Here is a 22,445-nt window from a genome sequence, read left to right as displayed (position 1 = left end):
GCGACGCGACGAACCAGACCTTCGGCGGATCGATCGGCGGCACGGGCGGGATCGTGAAACAGGGCGCCGGTACCGAAACGCTGAGCGGCGCGAATACCTACACAGGTGGCACGACGGTCAACGCTGGCACGATCGCGATCGGTGCGGGTGGGTCGCTGTCGAGCACCGGGACCGTGAATCTGGCGAACGCGGGCACGGCGCTCGACCTCAGCGCGGCGACCACGCCGCAGGCGATTGGCGGTCTCGAAGGTGCGGCCGGCGCGTCGGTCAACCTCGGCGCGAATGGCCTGACGCTGGGCGATGCGGGCAACCATACGTTCGGCGGCACGATCGGCGGCGCGGGTGCGATCACGAAGTCGGGTACCGGCACGGAGACGCTGACGGGCACGAACACATATACGGGCGGTACGACGATCGCGGGCGGTACGCTCGCGCTGGGCGCGGGCGGCAGTCTCGCCGCAGGCGGCGCCGTGAACCTGAGCGGCACGGGTGCGGCGTTCGACATCAGCGGGGCGGGCGTGCCGCAGACGATCGGCGCGCTGAGCGGCGTAGCGGGTACGACGGTCGCGCTCGGCGCCAACTCGCTGACGATGGGCGATGCGACGAACGCAACGTTCGGCGGCACGATCGGCGGCACGGGCGGTTTGACGAAGCAGGGCAGCGGCACGGAAACGTTGACGGGTGCGAACACGTACACGGGCGGCACGACGATCAACGGCGGCACGCTGGCGCTGGGCGCGGGGGGCTCGCTTGCGGCAGGCGGTGGCGTGAGCCTCACCGGTGTGGGTGCCGGCTTCGACATCAGCGGGGCGGGTACGAACCAGACTATCGGCGCGTTGTCGGGTGTGGGCGGCACGACCGTGTCGCTCGGCGGTAATACGCTGACGTTCGGCGACGCGACGAACCAGACCTTCGGCGGATCGATCGGCGGCACGGGCGGGATCGTGAAACAGGGCGCCGGTACCGAAACGCTGAGCGGCGCGAATACCTACACAGGCGGCACGACGGTCAACGCTGGCACGATCGCGATCGGTGCGGGTGGGTCGCTGTCGAGCACCGGGACCGTGAATCTGGCGAACGCGGGCACGGCGCTCGATCTCAGCGCGGCGACCACGCCGCAGGCGATTGGCGGTCTCGAAGGTGCGGCCGGCGCGTCGGTCAACCTCGGCGCGAACGGCCTGACGCTGGGCGATGCGGGCAACCATACGTTCGGCGGCACGATCGGCGGCGCGGGTGCGATCACGAAGTCGGGTACCGGCACGGAGACGCTGACGGGCACGAACACGTATACGGGCGGCACGACGATCGCGGGCGGTACGCTCGCGCTGGGCGCGGGCGGCAGTCTCGCCGCAGGCGGCGCCGTGAACCTGAGCGGCACGGGTGCGGCGTTCGACATTAGCGGGGCGGGTGTGCCGCAGACGATCGGCGCGCTGAACGGCGTGGCCGGTTCGAACGTGGCGCTCGGCGGCAACACGCTGCAGTTCGGCGACAGCACGAACGGTACGTTCGGCGGCACGATTGCTGGCACGGGCGGGATCGTGAAGCAGGGGGCGGGCACCGAAACGCTAACGGGCGTGAACACGTACACGGGCGGCACGACGATCAACGGCGGCACGCTGGCGCTGGGCGCGGGGGGCTCGCTTGCGGCGACGGGGGCGGTCAACCTCGGCACGGCCGGGGCCGGTTTCGACATCAGCGGGGCGGGTGCGAACCAGACTATCGGCGCATTGTCGGGTGTGGGCGGCACGACCGTGTCGCTCGGCGGTAATACGCTGACGTTCGGCGACGCGACGAACCAGACCTTCGGCGGATCGATCGGCGGCACGGGCGGGATCGTGAAGCAAGGCGCCGGTACCGAAACGCTGAGCGGCACGAATACCTACACAGGCGGCACGACGGTCAACGCTGGCACGATCGCGATCGGTGCGGGTGGGTCGCTGTCGAGCACCGGGACCGTGAATCTGGCGAACGCGGGCACGGCGCTCGACCTCAGCGCGGCGACCACGCCGCAGGCGATTGGCGGTCTCGAAGGTGCGGCCGGCGCGTCGGTCAACCTCGGCGCGAATGGCCTGACGCTGGGCGATGCGGGCAACCATACGTTCGGCGGCACGATCGGCGGCGCGGGTGCGATCACGAAGTCGGGTACCGGCACGGAGACGCTGACGGGCACGAACACGTATACGGGCGGTACGACGATCGCGGGCGGTACGCTCGCGCTGGGCGCGGGCGGCAGTCTCGCCGCAGGCGGCGCCGTGAACCTGAGCGGCACGGGGGCGGCGTTCGACATCAGCGGGGCGGGCGTGCCGCAGACGATCGGCGCGCTGAACGGCGTGGCCGGTTCGAACGTGGCGCTCGGCGGCAACACGCTGCAGTTCGGCGACAGCACGAACGGTACGTTCGGCGGCACGATTGCTGGCACGGGCGGGATCGTGAAGCAGGGGGCGGGCACCGAAACGCTAACGGGCGTGAACACGTACACCGGCACGACGACGATCAACGCCGGCACACTGGCGATCGGCGCGGGCGGCAGCATCGCGGTGTCGGGCACGGTCGACCTCGGTGGTGCCGGCACGACGCTCGACCTGAGCGGTGCGGGCGCCAACCAGACGATCGGCGCGCTGAGCGGCGTGGCCGGTTCGACGGTTGCGCTCGGCGGCAACGGGCTGACGCTTGGCAGCACCGCGAACCAGACGTTTGCCGGGGCGATCGCGGGTACGGGTGGCGTGACGAAGCAAGGCAGCGGTACGGAAACGCTGGCGGGCGCGAACACGTATACGGGCGGCACGACGATCAACGGCGGCACGCTGGCGCTGGATGCCGGCGGTTCGCTCGCGGCGACGGGGTCGGTCAGCCTCGGTGCCGCGGGTGCCGGGTTCGACATCGGCGGGGCGGGTGCGAACCAGACCATCGGCGCGTTGTCCGGCGTGGGCGGCTCGACCGTATCGCTCGGCGCGAACACGCTGACGTTCGGCGACGCGACGAACCAGACCTTCGGCGGTTCGATCGGCGGCACGGGCGGGATCGTGAAACAGGGCGCCGGTACCGAAACGCTGACCGGCACGAACACGTATACGGGCGGCACGACGATCAACGCCGGCACGCTGGCGCTTGGCGCGGGAGGCAGTCTCGCGGCGGGGGCTCGGTCAACCTGAACGGCACGGGCGCCTCGCTCGATGTCAGCGCCGCGGGTGCGAACCAGACGATCGGCGCGCTGAGCGGCGTCGGCGGCTCGTCGATCGCGCTCGGCGGCAGCACGTTGACGTTCGGTGACGGCACCAACCAGACCTTCGCCGGGACCATTGGCGGCGCGGGCGGAATCACGAAGCAGGGCAGCGGTACGACGACGCTGACGGGCGCGAACACATACGGCGGCGCGACGACGATCGACGCGGGCAACCTCGTGATCGGCGCGGGCGGCAGCCTGTCGGGATCGACGACCGTCAACCTGGTGACGGCCGGCGCGGGCTTCACGCTCGGCACGGGGGCCGGCGCGCAGACCGTCGGTGGCCTCGCCGGCGTGAGCGGCACGAGCGTTGCGCTGGGCGGCAATACGCTGACGCTCGGCGGCGCGGCGAATACGTCGTTCGGCGGGTCGATCGACGGCACCGGAGCGCTCGTGAAGAGCGGCACGGGTACGCAGACGCTGTCGGGCAACAACACATACAGCGGCGGTACGACGGTCGCCGGCGGCACGCTCGTACTCGGCGGCAACGGCGCGCTTGGGACGGGTGCCGTGACGGTCGGCGCCGCGAGCACGATCGACACGACAAGTGCGGTGAACCTTCCGAACGCCGTCACGCTGAATGCGAACGCAACGATCGGCGGCACGCAGGACCTGGCGCTCTCGGGCGTCGTATCGGGCGCGGGCGGCCTCGTCAAGGATGGCCTGGCTACGCTGACATTGAACAACAGCAATACGTACCAAGGCGGTACGGTGGTCAACGGCGGTTCGCTCGTGCTCGGTAACAGCCAGGCGCTCGGCACCGGCAGTCTCACGCTGAATGGCGGCAGTCTCGATCTGGGCAGCACGAACGTGACGCTCGGCGGCCTGAGCGGCGCGGCGAACAGCACGCTCGATACGGGCACGGGCGCACTCACGGTCGCGGGCGGCGGCACCTTCGGCGGTACGCTGACCGGCGCCGGTGCGGTGACCAAGAGCGGCAGCGACACGCTCGTGCTGACCGGCACGAACGACTACGCCGGCGGCACGACCGTCGCGGGCGGCACGCTGCAGATCGGCAATGGTGGCACGTCGGGCAGTATCGTCGGCAACGTCGCCGATTCGGGTGCGCTGGTCTTCAACCGCTCGGACAACCTGTCGTTCGGCGGTGCGATTTCCGGCACCGGCTCCCTCACCCAGGCCGGCAGCGGACAGCTGACCCTGACCGGCACGAGCACGCTGAGCGGCCCGACCACGGTCGGCGCGGGCACGCTGGCCGTCAACGGATCGCTCGGCCAGTCGACCGTCACCGTGCAGAACGGCGCGACGCTGACGGGTACCGGCACGATCGGCGGCCTCGTGGTGCAGGGCGGCGCGACGGCGGCCGCCACGCAACCGGGCGCGGCGCTGAACGTGGGCGGCAACGTCACGTTCCAGCCGGGTTCGACGTTCCAGGTCGCCGCGACGCCGCAGCAAAGCGGCAGTCTCGCGGCGAGCGGCACGGCGACGCTGAACGGCGGCACCGTACAGGTGCTCGCGAACCAGAGCGGCTATCAGCCGAGCACGACGTACACGATCCTCAGCGCGTCGTCGGGCGTGCAGGGCGCGTTCACCCAGGTGAGCGCGAACTACGCGTTCCTGACGCCGACCCTCAGCTACGATCCGGGCCACGTGTATCTGCGGCTGGTTCAGAACGGCACGTCGCTGCCCGACGTCGCGACGACGCCGAACCAGCGCTCGGTCGCGACCGCGGTGGCCGCGCTCGGCGCCGGCAATCCGCTGTACGACACGGTGCTGACGACCGACGCGCCGACCGCACGCCGCGCGTACGGACTGCTCGGCGGCGAACTGCAGGCGAGCCTGAAGAGCATGCTGCTGATCGACAGCCGCTATGTGCGCGACGCGGTGACCGATCGCGTCCGTCAGGGCCTCGCGCCCGGCTCGGGCCCGCTCGCGGCCCTGTCGTCGGGCGGCGCCGCGCTGTGCGGCGACAACACGGCCGGCGTGGTCGACCCGACGCTGCCGCCGGAACGCCGGATCGGTTCGCGCGACGGGTGCTACGGCGGGACGCCTTATCAGCCGGTCGTCTGGGGGCAGGCGTTCGGCGGCCGCAGCCGGCTCGCCGGCGACGGCAATGCGTCGTCGATCAACCGCAGCATGACGGGCTTCATCGCCGGCGCCGACATGGCGCTCAACGACAAGTGGCGCGCGGGTCTGGCCGCCGGCGTCACGCACAGCTCGCTCGACAACGACCAGAGTTCGTCGGCAGCGGTGAACAGCTACTACCTGTCGCTGTACGGCGGCGCGCAGTACGGCGCACTCGGCGTGCGCGGCGGTGCGTCGTACACGTGGTATCGCATCAACAGCGACCGCTATCCGGGCTTCGCGGGCTTCTCGGATCACGATTCGGCCGGCTACAACGCGAATTCGGCGCAGGTGTTCGGCGAAGTCGGCTACGCGCTGCCGGTCGGGCCGGTCGCGATCGAGCCGTTCGCGGGCCTCGCGTATGTGAACCTGCATACCGACGGCTATACCGAAAGCGGCGGCGCGGCGGCGCTGCGTGCCGGCGGCGAGACGACCCACGTCGGTTTCTCGACGCTCGGCCTGCGCGCGGCGTCGCAGCTCGGCTCGATCGCGAGCGGCACGTTCACCGCGCGCGGGACGGTCGGCTGGCGGCATGCGTTCGGCAACGTGCGGCCGTCGTCGGCGTTCACGTTCGCGAACGGCGGCACGTCGTTCCAGGTGTCGGGCGTGCCGATTGCGCGCGACAGCGCGGTGCTCGAAGCCGGCATCGACGCGAACATCACGAAGCGCCTGACGCTCGGCCTCACGTACAGCGGCCAGTACGGCAGCGGCGTGCGCGACAACGCGATCCTCGGCAACATCCTGTGGAAATTCTGACCGGCAACTGAGGAGCCCGTGCGCGGCGCGCTGCGACGAAGCAACGTCGCAGCGCGCCGCGGCCGTTTCGGCGCTGCGCACGTTCGCCGTTCTGGCCTATCCTGTGCGAAACACGCGACGCGCGCCGCGCGTTGCGCCTCGACACAGGAGCATCGATGCCGAATCACGCCGAAGCCACGACGACGCAGGCGCCGCAAGTCGCGCCGGTTCCCCCGACCTCCGCATCGGGTCCCGCTTTCATCGCGCCCGAAGCCGATCCGCAGGTCCTCGCGCGCAACAACCAGTACGTGCTGAAATCCGGCGACGCGTTCGTGGTCAGCGACGCGCTCGGCGACATCGGCGGGCATGACGACGGCCTGTTCGTCGACGACATGCGCGTGCTGTCGAAATGGCGCCTGACGTTCGGCGGCCGCGCGCCGTCGCTGCTGTCGGGCGCGACGAGCGCCGACAACGCGTCGTTCACCGCGCACCTGACGAACCGCCCGCTGCCGCCGCTCGGCGGCCACGAGACGCCCGAGGGCGTGATCCACATCGAGCGGCTGCGCGTGCTCGCGGGCGACGTGCTGTACGAAGCGCTGACGCTGACGAACTACGGCGCGAGCGAAGCCGAGGTGCCGCTGTCGCTGTCGTTCGCGGCCGATTTCAAGGACATGTTCGAAGTACGCGGCACGCAGCGGCCGAAGCGCGGTACGGTGGGCGCGCCGCGCGTCGACGCGGGTGCGGTGCGGCTGCGCTACGACGGCCTCGACGGCGTCGAGCGCAACGTGACCGTGCATTTCTCGCCGGCACCGGACGCGCTGTCGGTCGATCGTGCCGACTACACGCTGACGATCCCCGCGCAGGCGTGCGTGTCGATCTACCTGACCGTCGATGCGACGCTCGGGCCCGCGCAGGCCGAAGGGCCCGGTTGCGGCCGTGTCGCGTTGCGCACCGCGCTCGTCGGCGTGCATCGCGAGATGCGGACGCGGCGCGAGTCGATGGCGCGCGTGAACACCGGCAATCCGCTGTTCGACGCGTGGCTCGATCGTTCGCTCGCGGATCTCGGGCTGCTCACGACGCAGCTCGACACGGGGCCGTACCCGTATGCGGGCATTCCGTGGTTCTCGACGCCGTTCGGCCGCGACGCGATCATCACGTCGCTGCAGATGTTGTGGCTGCAGCCATCGCTCGCGCGCGGCGTGCTGCGTTTTCTCGCCGAGCACCAGGCGCGCGAGACCTCCGCGTTCCGCGACGCGGAGCCCGGCAAGATCATGCACGAGTTCCGCCGCAGCGAGATGGCCGCGACCGGCGAGGTGCCGTTCGCGCTGTACTACGGCGGCGTCGATACGACTCCGCTGTTCATCGTGCTCGCGGGCGCCTATGTCGAACGCACCGGCGACGACGCGCTGATCGACGAGCTGTGGCCCGCGCTCGAGCGTGCCGCGCAATGGGTGATCGACAAGTGCGACCGCAATCCGTACGGACTGCTCGATTACCAGCGCACGTCGGAGCGCGGCCTCGCGAACCAGGGCTGGAAGGACAGCCACGATTCGGTGTTCCATGCGGACGGCCGTTTTCCGGATGGGCCGATCGCGCTCGTCGAAGTGCAGGCCTATGCATGCGCGGCGCTCGACGCGATGTCGGCGTGCTCGCACCGGCGCGGCCATGCGGCCGACGCGACGCGCTACGCATTGCGCGCGAAGACGCTGCGCGACCAGGTCGACGCGCTGTTCTGGATGCCGGAAGGCGATTTCTACGGGATCGCGCTCGACGGTCATGGCGAGCTGTGCCGCGTGTTCGCGTCGAACGCGGGCCACCTGCTCGCGTTCGGGCTGCCCGACGCCGAGCGCGGCGCGGCGGTCGCCGGCGTGCTCGGCTCCGCGCTGTTCCAGACGGGCTGGGGTATCCGCACGCTCGCGGCCGGCCAGCCGCGCTTCAACCCGATGGCGTACCACAACGGCTCGGTGTGGCCGCACGACAATGCGCTGATCGCGCGCGGGCTGGCGCGCTACGGCGACAAGACGGCCGCGGTGAATCTGTTGCGCGCGCTGTTCGAGGCGGCGGTGAGCTTCGAGATGCGCCTGCCGGAGCTGTTCTGCGGGTTCCCGCGCCGGCGCGGCGAACCGCCGACCGCGTATCCGGTGGCCTGCCTGCCGCAGGCGTGGGCGGCCGGCGCGCCGTTCATGATGCTGCAGGCGTGCCTCGGCGTGAGCATCGACGCGTCGCGCCACGAGGTGCGCGTCGAGCGCCCGGCGTTGCCGGAAGGCGTCGACTGGCTGCGGATCGACGCGCTGCGCGTCGGCGACGAAACCGTGTCGTTGACGTTCCGCCGCGTCGATGGCCAGGTCGTCGCGGCGGCGGAGCAGCCGGGCCGCGTGAAGGTGGTCGCGGTGCTGTAGCGGCCGGCTGCGCGAACGTTGCGCGATGTCGCGCCACGTTCGCGCGCAGCGGCATAGAATCGTGACATGACCCTTGAACGATGGCGGAGGTAGACGATGACGACCGACAACCGGCCCGACGACGGCGAGCACAAGCTCGAGCATCTGGAAGCGGCGGTCGACCACCTGCACAAGTCGATCGAATCGCAGAGCATCGCGGTCGGCGCGGCGAAGGGCATCCTGTTCAGCCTGATCGAAACGCTTGGTGCGCTGATCGGCGATCCCGACCTGCCCGAGCATGCGCGTTCGGGCTACGAAGCGCTGCGCGACAAGGCGAGCGAATTGCGCGGCGGGCTCGACCGCCATTGATGCACGGGCGGCGCACGCGCTGCCCGATTCGGCAGACGAAGCACAAAAGCCCGTGCGCTCAATCAGTTAGGTGCCCGATACGCAGGATATCCACAAGCTTGCCAACACAATCTGTGGAGAACCGCCCGGCCGTCGGCCGGGTGCGCCGCGCGTGCGCGGTGTGCGGTTCGACCATCGTTCCGGTGCCACACCCTTGACCGGTCAAGGTCCGTGGATCGAATCCCCTTGTGTATCAAGATGTTACGCGTCTGATCTGACGGATATCCACAGGCTTGCCAACAAAATCTGTGGACAACTCGCAATCGATTGCGTCGCAGTGGTTGAGGATCGGGCCGGAATGCCGCAGGCCGCGAAGCCCGTGCGCAAAGGCTGCCCGCGCCGTGAATCGGCGCGCGAATGCGTGCACGATCAAGGGCTTAGGCGCCGGGTACCCAGGATATCCACATCCTTGCCAACACTTTCTGTGGACAAGCGCGGCCGCGCTATTCGGTGGGCGCGGCGCTCGCCGCTTCCGCCACGATCCAGTCGCGAAAGAGCGTCATCGCGGGCGTCAGCGGTTTCGACTTCAGCGACGTGAGCCAGTAGCCGCCGGCGCGCACGTCGATGTCGAGTGGTCGTGCGAGCAAGCCGAGCTGCAGTTCGCGCGCGAACATGCAGGCGGGGGCGAGCGCGACGCCCGCACCCTGCATCGCGGCCTCGACCATCAGCCGGGACGAATCGAACACGGGCCCGTTGACGGCCCACGGTTCGAGCTGCGCGGCGTCGAACCAGCCGAGCCATTCGTCGGTGCGATACGAGCGCAGCAACGTTTCGTTCGCGAGATCGGCCGGCTGCGCGAGGCGCCGTGCGATGTCCGGCGTGCACAGCGCGGTGAGCGGCGCATCGAGCAGCCGCTCGTTGCGCGTCGCCGGCCAGTTGCCAACGCCAAAGCGGATCGCGAAATCGAGGCCCTCGGCGGCGAGATCGACGACGTTGTTGTTGGTCCGCAGCCGCAGCTCGACGAACGGGTGCGTGTCGCCGAACTGCTTCAGCCGCGGCATTAGCCAGCCTAGGGCAAAGGTGCCGACGACGCCGAGCGTCAGCACCTCGTGGAAACGCCCGCCGTCGAACTGCTTGAGCACCGTCTCGATGCGGCTGAACGCGTCGCTCAGCACCGGCAGCAGCGCGCGCCCCTCGTCGGTCAGCCCGAGGCCGCGCGGCAGGCGCGTAAACAGCGTGCAGCCGAGCCGCTCCTCGAGCGAGCGCACCTGCTGGCTGACGGCGGCCTGGGTCACGCTCAGTTCGAGGCCGGCGCGCGTGAAGTTCAGGTGGCGCGCCGACGATTCGAACGCGCGCAACGCATTGAGCGGAAGATGAGGGCGGAGCTTAGTCATAAGAATTTCTTTTGTCAGCGCTCAATTATCGTTGCTTGTCAGGCAACCGTAAAGTCTCGATAGTGCGGTCTCGGCGGCCGGCCGTTTTCAAACCCTCGACGCCGTTTCTCCGCCATTCCACCACGAGACAACCGACATGACCTACTCATCGAAACGTCGAACCCTGTTGCTGGCTGCCGCGACGGCGCCGCTCGTTCTCACCGTCACCGCGTGCGCGTCGCGGCAGGGCGCTGCACCGGACGAAGCCACGCGGGCAGCGGCGGCTGCCGCGGACGCCATTGCCCCCGCGGCGGCGGCGACGACGCTCGCCGATCTCGAGCGCGACGCGGGCGGCCGTCTCGGCGTGTGCGCGATCGACACGGCGAGCGGTCGCGTCATCGAGCATCGCGCGGGCGAGCGTTTCCCGTTCTGCAGTACGTTCAAGGCGATGCTGAGTGCGGCGTTGCTCGCGCAGAGTGTCGAGCGGCCGGGCTTGCTGCAACAGCGCGTGACTTATACCAAGGCCGACCTCGTCAACTATTCGCCGGTGTCGGAGAAGCACGTCGGCTCAGGCATGACGGTCGCCGCGCTGTGCGAGGCTGCGATCCAGTACAGCGACAATTCGGCCGCGAACCTGCTGATGAAGCTGATCGGCGGCCCGTCGGCGGTAACGGCCTACGCGCGCTCGATCGGCGACGATGCGTTCCGGCTTGATCGATGGGAGACCGAACTGAATACCGCGCTGCCGGGCGACCCGCGCGACACGACGACGCCCGCCGCGATGGCCGCCAGCCTGCGCGTGCTGACGCTCGGCGACGCATTGCCGGCCGCGCAGCGTGCGCAGCTCGTCGCGTGGCTGCGCGGCAACAAGGTCGGCGACAAGCGGATTCGCGCGGGCGTGCCGGCCGGGTGGGTGGTGGGCGACAAGACCGGTACCGGCGACTACGGGACGACGAACGACGCGGGCGTCATCTGGCCGACGTCGCGCGCGCCGATCGTGCTGGCCGCGTACTACACGCAGACGCGAGCCGATGCGCGGGCGAAGGACGACGTGATCGCGTCGGTCGCGCGCATCGTCGCGCAGACGTTCGGTTGAGCGGCGCGGCGCGGCACGGCGTGCGTGGCGAGCGCCGCGGGCGCGCCGTGCCGCGGTCGTGACCCGCGCGATCAAACGTTGTGCGATCAACGACTTAGATCGCGCATGCTCAGGATATCCACATGCTTGCCAACAAAAATTGTGGACAAGCCCGCGAACGGCGGCGTGCGGCGCGACATGCGCCCTCGTGGCGGGTTTGAAGCAGCGCGGACAAAGTCTTTCGGATCAAGTGCTTGACCGCGGTATGCGCAGGCTATCCACACGCTTGCCAACACAATCTGTGGACAAGCATGGCGGCTGGGGTGGCTGGCGGGGCGTCACGCGCCGAGAAGGTACGCAACCGACGATTGACCGCCCGCGTGCCGCTTTCGAGGCGGCGCGGACAAAGTCTTTCGGATCAAGTGCTTGATCGCGGTATGCGCAGGCTATCCACATGCTTGCCAACACAATCTGTGGACAAGCCCGCGCGCTGCCGCGATGGCAACGCTCAGGGCTGCCGATCGCCGACGGCGGGCCAGCGCGCGAACGCGAACACCCACAGCATGACGAAGTTCAGCACCGGGACGAACATCGTCAGGATCCACCAGCCCGAATGCCCGGTGCGCCGGACGATGCGGACGTACGGATAGACGACGATGGCGACGAGCACGAGCGAGATGAGCAATTGCCACGCGGTGAAGTGTTCCATGGTCTTCCTCGGATTGAAATGTCGTCATGCGGTGCCGGCGGAACGGCCGGCCCGTGGCGCCGACGCGCGTCCCCGGCGCTGCGCGGCCGCGTGCGGCTTGCGTGATCTTGATGGGTGACGGGCGGGGGCGTCAAGGCATCGGCGCCGCGCTGCGATCGCACTGAATCGTCCGTGTTCGCGCGGGCCGCTACCGCGCGCTGCCGAAACGGTGACACGCGGCACGAACCGTAGACCGATCAACGGGTTAGCGCAGGCTTGCGCAGGATATCCACAAGCTTGCCAACACAATCTGTGGGTAAGTGGCGCAGCGCCGGCCCGGTATGCGTGCGGGGTTAGACGAGCATCGGACGTGCATCGGGACGACATCATCGTGGCGTCGTGATGCGAAGTGCGGCGAAGCGGTGTGCGCGATGGCCATGACGCACGCCGCGTCTGCATCACGCGTGCCAAAGTCCATCGGATCAAGGGTTTAGCGTCGTGGTGCGCAGGATATCCACAAGCTTGCCAACATTTTCTGTGGAGAAGTCCGCGTGCGCGATTTGGCCGACGCCACACGCTGCCACGCTTCGCACGCGGGCTCACGCCGTACAGATACCGGCCACGCCGACCTTCTGGAACAGGTGCGGGCTGGCGACGGCGGACGACGGATAGGCCGACAGCTTCGCGACGAACTCCGGGTGCGTGAAGGCCGCGCGAAACGCGTCCGTCGATTCCCAGATCGCGTAGTTCAGGTAGGTCGGGCTGTCGCCGAGCGCGCGGTGAAGCTGCGTCGAGATGAATCCCGGCTGCCGCTTCATGAATGCCGCATCGTCTTGCCATACGGCGAGAAAATCGGCTTCGTCGGCGGCTGCGAGCGTGAACACGTTGACGAGCACGACCGGGTCGGCGTCGATCGCAATCTGTTGCTGGATCGGAAAGGCCGGGTCCATCGGCTTGAACTGGGGCATGGGTGCTCCTGGGGTAGGTAGAGGGCAAGCGGGCGGCTACGCGTGGCCGTCCTGGCCGTGCGCGCCGGACATCGCCGACAGCACGCGCAGCGCCGCGTCGAGGTCGGTCGAGCTGAAGTCGCCGGCGATGTCGCGGACATGCCGCTGCCACTGCTCGACCACGGCCTGATAGGCCGCTTCGCCGCGCGGCGTCAGCGCATACAACGGCGAGCGCTTGTGCGCCGGATTGGGCAACGACAGCACCAGCCCTTCGTCGGTCAGCACGTTGATCTGTTTCAAGACGGCCTGCCGCGTGATGCCCATCGCGTCGGCGATCTGCGGGATGTTGGGCGCGTCTGGCGCCATCGAGATCGCGCCCAGCACCTGCCAGCGCGCGCTGGTCAAGCCGTGCGGCCCGGCGAAAGTGTTGCCCCATTCGATCAGCAGGCCGTTCAACCGGAATACGGACAGCGCGACGGCGGTCAACTTGTCGGATTTCGTCATGTCCAGCTCGGATCGTAAATTGACAACCATTTTACGTAATGGACAACTGGTTGTCAAATTGACGGGCGAGCGTCCACAGACGAAGGGGTTTCTGTATTGCAGCGTGGGAGAGCACGCGAACATCTACGAGACCTCGACCGGGCTTTGGGTCGGGTGGATCGTTCGCGATAACTGACGCGCATGCGTGCTTGCTTGCCCCGGGCCGGCGCATTTGCCGCGCACGCACGACAAACCCTTTCCGATCAAGGGCTTGGTGCCGTTAATGGAAGGTTGTCCACAAGCTTGCCAACATTATCTGTGGACAAGCCTTCGGGCCGCCCGCGCGTCAGGCCGGCGGCGGGAAGCGCACCGTAACGGTCAGCCCGCGCCCGCCGCGCGTGGTGCCGAGCGAGACGGTCGCGCGATGCTGTTCGGCGATCCGCTTGACGATCGACAGCCCGAGCCCGCTGCCCGACGACGTGGCGGCCTGCGCGCCTTCGCCGCGATAGAAGCGTTCCCACACGTCGGTGCGTTCGGCTTCCGGAATGCCGGGGCCGTCGTCGGCGACTTCGAGCACGGGCGTCGTGCCGTCGATGCGCGCCGACACGTCGACGCGTGCGCCTTCGCCCGCATAGCGGATCGCGTTGTCGACGAGGTTGTTCAGCAGCACGCGCAGCGTGTCTGCGTTGCCCGCGGCGATCACGGGTGCGTCGACGATCGCGCCGAGATCGATCCGGTGCGCGTCGGCGACGCGCGCGCGGTCCGACACCACCGAGCGGCACAGCGCGGCGAGATCGACCGGCGCCGATGCGGAGACGACCGCCTGCGCATCGGGTTCGAGGCGGGCGAGCGTCAGCAATTGTTCGGCGAGGTGGCCGAGCCGCGTCGTGCCCGCATGGATCTGCGCGAGGATGTGCTCGCGCTCCTCGGCCGTCGCCGCGCGCCGCAGCAATTGCGACTGGATCGACAGCCCCATGATCGGCGTGCGCAGCTCGTGCGCGGCATCGGCGATGAAGTGCCGCTGCAGCGTGAACGAGCGGTCGAGGCGCGCGAGCAGGTCGTTGATCGCCTCGGCGAGCGGGCGGACCTCGTTCGGCATCGACGCGACGTCGACCGGCTCGAGGTTGTTCGCATTCCTGCGTTTCAGGCCGGACGCGATCGCCCGCAGCGGCCGCAGCCCCGCGCCGATGCCGAACCACAGGCCGAGCGCGAGCAGCGGCAGCATCGAGAACACGGGCCAGAGCAGATGGACGGCGATGCCCGCGATCGCCTCCCAGCGCGCATGCCGCGCCTGCGCGAGCCGGATCGTCGTGCCGCCGCGTTCGGTCACATAGGTGCGCCACGGCTGGCCGCCGACGTCGACGCTCGCGATGCCCTGCTGCGCGGGCGCCGGCAGCTTCGAATCGCGGTCGGTCGAATACACGAGCGTGCCGTTGCGCCACACTTGCAGCAGCACCGCATCGGGGTCGCTCGCTTCGAAGCCGTGCTTGCCTTTGGCGTGGTTGCTGAACGACAGCTCGCCGTTCGGGCCGACGACGATCTGTTTCGACATGCTGCGCATCTGGTCGTCGAGCAGGTCGTCGAGTTCGCGCAGCGCGCCCCAGTAGGTGCCGGCGCTCGCGACCAGGCCGATCACGCACGCGGCCGGCAGCAGCCACGTCAGCAGGCGCCGCCGCAGCGACGCGTTGCGCCAGCGCGCGACCGCGCGTTGCATGCGCGTCACGTGCCGTCACCGATCCGGTAGCCGACGCCGCGCACCGTGCGGATCATGTCGTGGCCGAGTTTCTTGCGCAGGTTGTGGATATGCACCTGCACCGCGTTGCTCTCGATTTCCTCGCCCCAGCTGTACAGCCGTTCCTCGAACTGTTCGCGCGAAATCACTGCGCCCGGTTCGCGCATCAGCTCGTGCAGCAGCACGAATTCCTTCGGCGACAGCGGCACTTCGTCGTCGTCGAGCCAGACAAGGTGCTTGACGGGATCGAGCCGCAGCGGGCCGATCGCGAGCGTCGTCTGCGCGCGGCCCGCATGGCGGCGGTTGACCGCGCGGATGCGGGCGAGCAGCTCGTCGAGCTCGAACGGCTTGACGAGATAGTCGTCCGCGCCGCTGTCGAGGCCGGCGATGCGGTCGGGCACGCCGTCGCGTGCGGTGATGATGATCGCGGGGAGGTTTTCGTCGCGGCGGCGCAGCGCGGCGAGCACGGACAAACCGTCGCGGTTCGGCAGCCCGAGATCGAGCAGCAGCAGCCCGTAGCCGGTCGCGCGCAGCGCCAGCGACGCGGCGTCGCCGTCCTTCACCCAGTCGACCGCGAAGCCTTCCTGTTTGAGGCCCTGTTCGAGCCCGCTGCCGATCAGCGGATCGTCCTCGACGAGCAGTACGCGCATGAATTCGTGTCTCTCCAACGGGGGCGCCGTGGCGCCCGGGATTCCCATGATAAGCGTACGTGTCTTAGGCCGAGCTTAAATGCGCGCGGTGCGCGGCGCGGTTTTCGTACTCGTCCAATGCGGCACCGTGTCACTTCGGCATGCCCTTCAGGTTTGCTTAATCTTACGGTCCGTAATCTGGCGCCGTCGCGTTCAACGGAGCGCGGCGCCACATCGAAGAAGAGGACCGAGATCATGAAACACCTGGCCAGAATCCTGGCGGTCGCGCTCGTCGCGCTGCCTGCCGCCGTCTACGCGCAATACACGGGGCCGTCCGCGCTGACCACGACCACCGTGAAGGAGCTGCTCGCCAACGGCAAGGATGACCAGCACGTGCAGTTGCAGGGGCGCATCGTCAAGCACGTCGGCGGCGAGGATTACGAGTTCGCCGACGCCACCGGCACGATCCGCGTCGAGATCGACCACAAGCTGTGGGCGGCGGGCCAGCCCGTCAGCGACAAGAACGAAGTGAAGGTGACCGGCGAATTCGAGCGCAAATGGTCGGGCCGCGTGAAGGTCGACGCCGATCACGTCGAAGTGCTGCGCTGACCGGTGGACGCGGGGCCGGTGATACCATGGACGACCGGTTCCCGTTCCCACCAAGATGGCCGCCAATTTCGACGAACTCGCGTCCCGGATCCGGACGCAATTTTCCGAGCTGAGCCCGCAATTCCAGGCGGGCGCGGCCTTCCTGCTCGATCATCCCGACGAAGTCGCCACGTCGTCGATGCGCAAGGTCGCGCAGCGCGCGCAGGTGCAGCCTGCGTCGCTCGTGCGGCTCGCGCAGCAATTCGGCTTTCCCGGCTGGAACGAGCTGCGCGACCTGTGCGTCGCGCGCGTGCGCACGCGGCCCGAGCCGCTCACGCAGCGCGCTCGCTCGCTCGTGCGGCCCGACGCGAAGGCGTCGCTCGCGCACGACCTGCTGGCCGCGCAGCAGCACAACCTGTCGGCGACCGCCTCGCAGAACGAGCACGCGCTCGCCGATGCCGCGAAGCTGATCCGCAAGGCATCGCACGTGCATGTGGCGGGGTTCCGCTCGTGCTATCCGGTCGCGTTCGGTTTCGTCTACGGCTACCGGCTGTTTCGTCCGACCGTGTCGCTGCTCAACGGCGTCGCCGGTTCGCTCGAAATGGAGCTGCGCACGATCGCGAAGCAGAGCGTGACCGTGATCGTCAGCTTCGCGCCGTATTCGGCCGAGGCGACGCGCGTCGCGCAGGCCGCGAAGGCGCAGGGCAGCAAGATCGTCGCGATCACCGATAGCGCCGTGTCGCCGATCGCGCTGCACGCGGACGCGCAACTGATCTTCACGCACGACAGCCCGTCGTTCTTTCCGTCGCTGGTGGCCGCGCATGCGATGGCCGAGACGCTGGTCGCGCAGTTGCTGGCGCTCGAAGGCAGCGACGCGATCGCGGCGCTCGAGCGAACCGAAGCGGAACTGCACGCGAAGGGCGCGTACGTCGTTTGACGTGTGCGGGGATGTGCGGCTGGTTGAACCCACTTTCATTGACTACCCGACGTAACCGATGACGTTGACCTATGCAGTGACCGACGCGGCGGACGCGGAGGTGCGCAAGCAGATCGTCGCGCCGCTCGTCCGCTTCAACGAAAGCCAGGCCGGCCCGGCCGACTTCCGGCCGCTGGCCGTGATCGTGACCGACGCGGCCGGTTCGGTGGTCGGCGGCCTGTGGGGCGGCACGGCGTTCGGCTGGCTGCATGTCGACCTGCTCGTCGTGCCCGAGGCCGTGCGCGGCCAGGGCGCGGGCACGCGCATCATGGATCTGGCCGAACGAGAGGCCGTCGCGCGCGGCTGCCACAGCGCGTGGCTCGACACGTTCGATTTCCAGGGGCGGTCGTTCTACGAGAGGCGCGGCTATGTCCGCTTCGGCGAGCTGCCCGATTATCCGGTCGGGCACACCCGCATCTTCCTGACGAAGCAACTCGCCGGCTGAGCGGCGCCGCGCGGCACGGTTGACGATGCCGACGGCCGTCGCCTACGATACCGGGCAGCGATGCAGGTCGCTTCCGGGTCCGCGGAAAGGGTTCAACCCACCTGTCGCGGCAAATCCAGTCTTTCCCCATCCTTCGTGCTGGCGGTATTGCGGACCTTCGGCCATCCATGCACAAGGATTCGCATGAAAAAGCTGCCTCCCGACGCTCATCCCGATCATCTGAAAAAGCAGGCCAAGGCATTGTTGCGCCTGTACCGGCAGGGCGATGCCGGTGCCGTCGCGCGCTTCGTCGCATCGCTGCCGGTCGCCGCGCATCGCACGCATGACGAAACGCTCGCGCTCGGGCTCCGCCTGCACGACGCGCAGTCCTGCATCGCACGCGAGTACGGCTTTGCTTCATGGGCCGATCTCGGCGCGTTCGTCGAAACGCATGCGCTCGCGCGGCAACCGCGCGCGCTGTTGAGCCGGCGCTGGCTCGACCTCGCCTACGGCGCCGACGTGACCGGCGGTTTCGACGCGGCCCGGCCGCGCGTCGCCGCGCAACTGCTGCGCGATCATCCCGAACTCGTGTCGGCGGACCCGGCGATTGCATGCGCGGCGGGCGATCTCGACGCGGTGAAGGCGGCGCTGGCCGCCGATCCCGGCTGGATCGCACGCGCCGGCGGTGCGCTGAAGTTGCCGCCGCTCGTCGCCGTCACGCATTCGCGGCTCGGGCAGCTTCCCGAATTCGCAGTCAGGCTGCGTGCGTGTGCGCGCCATCTGCTCGATGCAGGCGCCGATCCGAACCAGCGGATCGGCAACCGGTATCCGCCGGCCTCGCTCGCCGAGCCCGACGCGTCGGAACCGTTGTCGGCGCTGTATGGCGCCGTCGGCGTCAATCGCGATCCGGCGCTCACCGCGATGCTGCTGGAAGCCGGCGCCGATCCGAACGACGGCGAATCGTTGTATCACTCGGTGGAGAATCCGGCGTGTACGCGTCTGCTGCTCGAGCACGGCGCACGGGTGGGCGGGACGAATGCGTTGCGGCGCGCGCTCGACGTGCCGGACGCGGCCGCGCTCGAGTTGCTGCTCGCGCACGGCGGCGACCCCAACGAACCGGCCGGCGAAGGGCCGACGAAGACGTGGGGCGCGCCGTTGCTGCGCGCGATCGCCGTGCGTTGCCCGGCGCGCCATGTCGCCGCGCTGCTGGAAGCCGGCGCCGACCCCCGCGCGCGGACCGCGACGGGCGTCAGCGCGTACCGGCTCGCGATGCAGGCCGGGTTGTCCGACGTCGCGGCGCTGCTGCGCGCTGCCGGAGCCGAGGAGACGCTCGACGCACAAGATGCGTTCGTGGCGGCCTGCGCGCGCGCCGATGCCGACGACGCACGGCGCATTCAGGCGAAGCATCCCGAGCTGCCCGGTGCGCTGGCCGACGAGCAACTGCGGCTGCTGCCGGACGCCGCCGCGTGGGGTTCGCGCGAGGCGGTGAAGGTAATGGTGGAGCTGGGCTGGCCGATCGCCGCGCGAGGCGGCGACTGGGACGCGAGCGCGCTGAATCACGCGGTGTTCCGCGGCGATGCCGAACTTCTGGCGTTCCTGCTCGCGCGCGGCGCAAGCTGGCGTGAGTTGCACGGATTCGGCAGCGACGCGCTCGGTACGCTGTCCTGGGCGTCCGTCAACGAACCGGAGGGCGTCGGCGATCCCGACTGGGAAGCGTGCGCGCGCGTGCTGATCGCGCACGGCGTGCCGCAAGCGGTGCGCGATCCGTCGAATCCGGATCGCGTGCTGATCGACGGTCGCGCGATGCGGTTCTCCGAGGCCGTCGCCGACGTGTTGCTCGGCATCGACGGCGGGGCGTCCGCATCGACGTAAATTGACGCGAGCGGCCCGGCGCGGTGGCCTGCATTCGGCTTTGGCGCGCGTTCTTCCGGGTTGCGCGACGACATTTCGGCAAACGCTGAAACGTCGCGTGCACGACCGGCGTAAGCTCACCGTCAACACCTTCCCGGAGTTCACGATGACCCGTTCCGACCAGCAAGCCCGCCACGCCGAAGCTTTCCGCGCGCTGCACACGCGCCCCGGCGCGTTCATCATCCCGAACCCGTGGGACGCCGGCACCGCGCGACTGCTCGCGATGGCCGGCTTCGAGGCGCTCGCCACGACGAGCGCCGGCTACGCGTTTTCGAAAGGGCGGCCCGACAACGCGATCGACCGCGACGCGATGCTCGATCACATCGCCGATCTCGTCGCCGCGGGCGGCCTGCCGGTGAGCGCCGATCTCGAGAACGGTTTCGGCGACGCGCCCGACACGGTGGCCGAGACGATCCGGCTGGCGGCCGAGGCGGGCGCGGTCGGCGGCTCGATCGAGGATGCGACGGGCCGCGCCGATACGCCGATCTATGCGCGCGACGCGTCGGTCGAGCGCATTGCAGCGGCCGTCGACGCGGCGCGCGCGTTGCCGTTTCCGTTCACGCTGACCGCCCGCTGCGAAAACTACCTGCACGGCCGCCGCGATCTCGACGACACGATCGCGCGGCTCGTCGCCTATCGCGACGCCGGCGCCGACGTGCTGTACGCGCCCGGCATCACCGACGCCGACGAGATCGCGGCGGTGACGCGGGCGGTCGGCGCGCCGGTCAATGTCGTCATGGGCCTGCAGGGCGGGTTGCTGAGCCTCGACGAGCTGGCGGCGCTCGGCGTGAAGCGCGTCAGCGTCGGCGGCGCGCTGGCGCGGGCCGCGCTCGGCGCGTTCCTGCGCGCGGCGACGGAGATGCGGCGCGACGGCACGTTCACCTTTAGCCGGGCAGCCGTGGCGGGAAGCGATATCAACCGCTGGTTTGCGGCGCCGGATAATTCGCCGATTTTGTCAGACGAATGAACCCTAATAAAATCAGAAATCGTTTCCACCGAAACATTGATTGACAATAATCAACCGATTTCGCGTCCGAATAATCGTCGATGACGACGCGAAAATCATCGTCCATTCTCCGCATTTCCGCCCGTTCTGCTGCCGCCGGCGCGTCAGCCGCGCCAGATCTGACGCCCGGCGGGCCGTCATACGTGACGATATCGCGCATTGTTGCAGGTTCTCGTTCAGAGCGTTTCCGTGCGCGGGAGTTGCCGGATGATTTTTTGATTGATAATCTGCGGCACGTTCCAATGACCGGTGAGCGGGCTGCCGGGAATATCAATATATTCAATATATAAAAAGCTGAGAGAGCGATGACGATCCGAGAAAATCACCGCGTCAGGTTTCGCGTGGGCGATGTCGTGACGCTGAAAACGGGCGGGCCGCGCATGACCGTCACGTATGCCGGGCCGGTCGTGTTCGACGACGACGACTGGCTGATCTGCCAGTGGTTCGACGAAAGCGGCGAGTTCCGGCAGGAAATGTTCCATCACGACACGGTGGTGCCCGAGCCGCGCGCGATTTCGGCCGGGCGGGTCCGGCTGCGCATGCAGTCGCACCGCTATCGATCGGCGGCCTGACGTCGGCCGGCCGCCGCGATGCGCGGCGTCCGCGCAGCGACATTTCACGCCATCCCGAAACATGCGGCGGCGCACTGCGCCGATACTGAGCGCATGAACCCGACCGATCCCATTGCCGCGGTCACGCACCGCGATCCCTATCCCTATTACGCCGCGCTCGTCGACGGGCCGCCGCTCGCGTTCGATGCCACGCTCGGCCTGTGGGTCGCGAGCCGCGCGGCGGCCGTGACGGCCGTGCTATGCCATCCGGCCTGCCGCGTGCGCCCGCTCGACGCGCCGGTGCCGCCCGCGTTGCGCGGCACGACGGCCGGCGCGCTGTTCGGCGAACTGGTGCGCATGAACGATGGCGCGTCGCGACACGACGTGCCGAAGCAGGCGTTGCGCGCGGCGTTCGCGCCGATCGATACGGAGGCATTGCGCGATCGCGCGGAGGTGCTCGCCGCGCGGCGGTTGCCGGCGCCCCGCGATGCCGACGCGCTGAACGCGTGGTGCATGACCGTGCCCGTGTGCGCGGTGGCCGATCTGCTCGGTTTCGACGAAACGCAGCTCGACGACATCGCGGCGCGCGTCGTCGAGTTCGTCGCTGCGCTGTCGCCGCTGTCGGATGCCGCGGTGCTGGCGCGCGCGAGCGACGCTGCGCGGCATCTGCTCGACCGGATGACGGAACGTGTCGCGCAGTCGCGTGCGCACGACGGCACGTTGGTCGCCGCGGTGCAGCAGGCGGCCCGCGCGTCGGGCTGGCACGCGAGCGGCGCGCTGGTTGCGAATCTGGTCGGGTTGTTGTCGCAGACGTGCGAGGCGACCGCCGCATGGCTCGGCAATGCGCTCGTGGCATGGAACGGCGACGTGGGCGACTCAGGCGGGGTGCCGGACGCGGCCGCGCTCGATGCATTCGTCGCCGAAGTCGGGCGTTTCGATACGCCGGTGCAGAACACGCGCCGCTTCGTCGCGGCACGCACGACGATCGAAGGCGTGAGCGTCGAAGCCGGCGACGCGATCCTCGTCGTGCTGGCCGCGGCGAACCGCGATCCGGCCGTGCATCGCGATTCGCACCGGCTGACGCCCGGCCGCCTGGCGGGGCCGAATTTCGGCTTCGGCACGGGGCCGCATGGGTGTCCGGGAGAGCGGATCGCACGGGCAGTGACGGCGGGGGCGTTCGCGGCGCGGTTGCGCGCGGGCGGCTGGCCGCCGCGCGACGCACTGAAGTGGGATTACCGCGCGTCGACCAACGTCAGGATGCCGAAGTTCAACGCGAATCGGTGAAGGGGAAGGCGG

General features: G+C 69.2%; 17 protein-coding genes and 1 pseudogene. 12 read left to right on the top strand and 6 right to left on the bottom strand.

All coding sequences use genetic code 11. The features are described from left to right. Positions 1–17: 17 nt before the first annotated feature. The 3 genes and pseudogenes from SY91_RS35600 to SY91_RS23185 form a co-directional block, all read left to right on the top strand. Positions 18–6,061, top strand: a pseudogene (locus SY91_RS35600) (autotransporter-associated beta strand repeat-containing protein); the annotation flags it as partial. Positions 6,062–6,216: 155 nt separating this feature from the next. Then, positions 6,217–8,439 carry an amylo-alpha-1,6-glucosidase gene (locus SY91_RS23190; RefSeq protein WP_023476021.1) on the top strand — a complete coding sequence of 741 codons (2,223 nt, stop codon included), beginning with the start codon at positions 6,217–6,219 and terminating at the stop codon, positions 8,437–8,439. 96 nt (positions 8,440–8,535) lie between these two features. After that, positions 8,536–8,787 (top strand): hypothetical protein, encoded by a 252-nt coding sequence (locus tag SY91_RS23185; protein ID WP_006480787.1) that lies wholly within the window; start codon positions 8,536–8,538, stop codon positions 8,785–8,787. Between the two features lie 482 nt (positions 8,788–9,269). Here the strand turns inward: SY91_RS23185 and penR are convergent, their stop codons facing one another. Further along, a complete protein-coding gene (gene penR / locus SY91_RS23180; protein ID WP_027808062.1) occupies positions 9,270–10,160 on the bottom strand; it encodes a beta-lactamase transcriptional regulator PenR in 891 nt (296 codons plus the stop codon). A 136-nt stretch (positions 10,161–10,296) separates the two neighbouring features. On the opposite strand from penR, the gene blaPEN-B reads away from it, so the two are divergent. After that, positions 10,297–11,235 (top strand): PEN-B family class A beta-lactamase, encoded by a 939-nt coding sequence (gene blaPEN-B, locus SY91_RS23175; RefSeq protein WP_023476023.1) that lies wholly within the window; start codon positions 10,297–10,299, stop codon positions 11,233–11,235. 487 nt (positions 11,236–11,722) lie between these two features. Here blaPEN-B and SY91_RS23170 read toward each other — a convergent pair whose 3' ends face one another. The 5 genes from SY91_RS23170 to SY91_RS23150 all read right to left on the bottom strand — a co-directional run bounded on the left by SY91_RS23170 (position 11,723) and on the right by SY91_RS23150 (position 15,714). Continuing rightward, complete coding sequence (locus tag SY91_RS23170; protein ID WP_011547232.1) at positions 11,723–11,923, bottom strand: membrane protein; 201 nt, start codon at positions 11,921–11,923, stop codon at positions 11,723–11,725. 578 nt (positions 11,924–12,501) lie between these two features. Then, entirely contained in the window at positions 12,502–12,870 is a 369-nt protein-coding gene (locus tag SY91_RS23165) for an antibiotic biosynthesis monooxygenase family protein (protein ID WP_023476024.1), read from the bottom strand. Positions 12,871–12,906: 36 nt separating this feature from the next. Next, positions 12,907–13,353 carry a MarR family winged helix-turn-helix transcriptional regulator gene (locus SY91_RS23160; protein ID WP_023476025.1) on the bottom strand — a complete coding sequence of 149 codons (447 nt, stop codon included), beginning with the start codon at positions 13,351–13,353 and terminating at the stop codon, positions 12,907–12,909. Between the two features lie 325 nt (positions 13,354–13,678). After that, positions 13,679–15,046, bottom strand: a complete 1,368-nt coding sequence (locus SY91_RS23155; RefSeq protein ID WP_023476026.1) for an ATP-binding protein — start codon at positions 15,044–15,046, stop codon at positions 13,679–13,681. Positions 15,047–15,051: 5 nt separating this feature from the next. After that, entirely contained in the window at positions 15,052–15,714 is a 663-nt protein-coding gene (locus tag SY91_RS23150) for a response regulator (RefSeq protein ID WP_011547236.1), read from the bottom strand. Between the two features lie 234 nt (positions 15,715–15,948). Between SY91_RS23150 and SY91_RS23145 the strand changes: the two genes are divergently transcribed. The 8 genes from SY91_RS23145 (at position 15,949) to SY91_RS23110 (ending at position 22,433) form a co-directional block, all read left to right on the top strand. Further along, positions 15,949–16,302 carry a YgiW/YdeI family stress tolerance OB fold protein gene (locus SY91_RS23145; protein WP_023476027.1) on the top strand — a complete coding sequence of 118 codons (354 nt, stop codon included), beginning with the start codon at positions 15,949–15,951 and terminating at the stop codon, positions 16,300–16,302. Between the two features lie 55 nt (positions 16,303–16,357). Beyond that, positions 16,358–17,218, top strand: a complete 861-nt coding sequence (locus SY91_RS23140) for a MurR/RpiR family transcriptional regulator (protein ID WP_006480794.1) — start codon at positions 16,358–16,360, stop codon at positions 17,216–17,218. A 58-nt stretch (positions 17,219–17,276) separates the two neighbouring features. Continuing rightward, on the top strand, positions 17,277–17,702 hold the full coding sequence (locus SY91_RS23135) for a GNAT family N-acetyltransferase (RefSeq protein ID WP_023476028.1): 426 nt from the start codon (positions 17,277–17,279) through the stop codon (positions 17,700–17,702). A gap of 183 nt (positions 17,703–17,885) precedes the next feature. Further along, on the top strand, positions 17,886–19,553 hold the full coding sequence (locus tag SY91_RS23130) for an ankyrin repeat domain-containing protein (RefSeq protein ID WP_023476029.1): 1,668 nt from the start codon (positions 17,886–17,888) through the stop codon (positions 19,551–19,553). Between the two features lie 145 nt (positions 19,554–19,698). Then, complete coding sequence (locus SY91_RS23125) at positions 19,699–20,559, top strand: oxaloacetate decarboxylase (protein ID WP_011547239.1); 861 nt, start codon at positions 19,699–19,701, stop codon at positions 20,557–20,559. 80 nt (positions 20,560–20,639) lie between these two features. Further along, a complete protein-coding gene (locus SY91_RS23120; protein WP_162595468.1) occupies positions 20,640–20,888 on the top strand; it encodes a hypothetical protein in 249 nt (82 codons plus the stop codon). 15 nt (positions 20,889–20,903) lie between these two features. Beyond that, on the top strand, positions 20,904–21,170 hold the full coding sequence (locus tag SY91_RS23115; RefSeq protein ID WP_006480798.1) for a YodC family protein: 267 nt from the start codon (positions 20,904–20,906) through the stop codon (positions 21,168–21,170). Between the two features lie 93 nt (positions 21,171–21,263). Beyond that, complete coding sequence (locus SY91_RS23110) at positions 21,264–22,433, top strand: cytochrome P450 (RefSeq protein ID WP_023476033.1); 1,170 nt, start codon at positions 21,264–21,266, stop codon at positions 22,431–22,433. Positions 22,434–22,445: the final 12 nt, after the last annotated feature.

This window comes from Burkholderia cenocepacia (genome assembly GCF_014211915.1).
Lineage (GTDB): Bacteria > Pseudomonadota > Gammaproteobacteria > Burkholderiales > Burkholderiaceae > Burkholderia > Burkholderia orbicola.
This window is presented reverse-complemented; position numbering and strand designations above follow the sequence as displayed.

Coding starts and splice junctions, on each gene's coding strand:
- SY91_RS23165 (WP_023476024.1), bottom strand. CDS start 12,870: ATGCCCCAGTTCAAGCCGATGGACCCGGCCTTTCCGATCCAGCAACAG.
- SY91_RS23145 (WP_023476027.1), top strand. CDS start 15,949: ATGAAACACCTGGCCAGAATCCTGGCGGTCGCGCTCGTCGCGCTGCCT.
- SY91_RS23140 (WP_006480794.1), top strand. CDS start 16,358: ATGGCCGCCAATTTCGACGAACTCGCGTCCCGGATCCGGACGCAATTT.
- SY91_RS23150 (WP_011547236.1), bottom strand. CDS start 15,714: ATGCGCGTACTGCTCGTCGAGGACGATCCGCTGATCGGCAGCGGGCTC.
- SY91_RS23185 (WP_006480787.1), top strand. CDS start 8,536: ATGACGACCGACAACCGGCCCGACGACGGCGAGCACAAGCTCGAGCAT.
- SY91_RS23110 (WP_023476033.1), top strand. CDS start 21,264: ATGAACCCGACCGATCCCATTGCCGCGGTCACGCACCGCGATCCCTAT.
- SY91_RS23160 (WP_023476025.1), bottom strand. CDS start 13,353: ATGACGAAATCCGACAAGTTGACCGCCGTCGCGCTGTCCGTATTCCGG.
- SY91_RS23115 (WP_006480798.1), top strand. CDS start 20,904: ATGACGATCCGAGAAAATCACCGCGTCAGGTTTCGCGTGGGCGATGTC.
- SY91_RS23155 (WP_023476026.1), bottom strand. CDS start 15,046: ATGCAACGCGCGGTCGCGCGCTGGCGCAACGCGTCGCTGCGGCGGCGC.
- SY91_RS23170 (WP_011547232.1), bottom strand. CDS start 11,923: ATGGAACACTTCACCGCGTGGCAATTGCTCATCTCGCTCGTGCTCGTC.
- blaPEN-B (WP_023476023.1), top strand. CDS start 10,297: ATGACCTACTCATCGAAACGTCGAACCCTGTTGCTGGCTGCCGCGACG.
- penR (WP_027808062.1), bottom strand. CDS start 10,160: ATGACTAAGCTCCGCCCTCATCTTCCGCTCAATGCGTTGCGCGCGTTC.
- SY91_RS23130 (WP_023476029.1), top strand. CDS start 17,886: ATGAAAAAGCTGCCTCCCGACGCTCATCCCGATCATCTGAAAAAGCAG.
- SY91_RS23190 (WP_023476021.1), top strand. CDS start 6,217: ATGCCGAATCACGCCGAAGCCACGACGACGCAGGCGCCGCAAGTCGCG.
- SY91_RS23120 (WP_162595468.1), top strand. CDS start 20,640: ATGACGACGCGAAAATCATCGTCCATTCTCCGCATTTCCGCCCGTTCT.
- SY91_RS23125 (WP_011547239.1), top strand. CDS start 19,699: ATGACCCGTTCCGACCAGCAAGCCCGCCACGCCGAAGCTTTCCGCGCG.
- SY91_RS23135 (WP_023476028.1), top strand. CDS start 17,277: ATGACGTTGACCTATGCAGTGACCGACGCGGCGGACGCGGAGGTGCGC.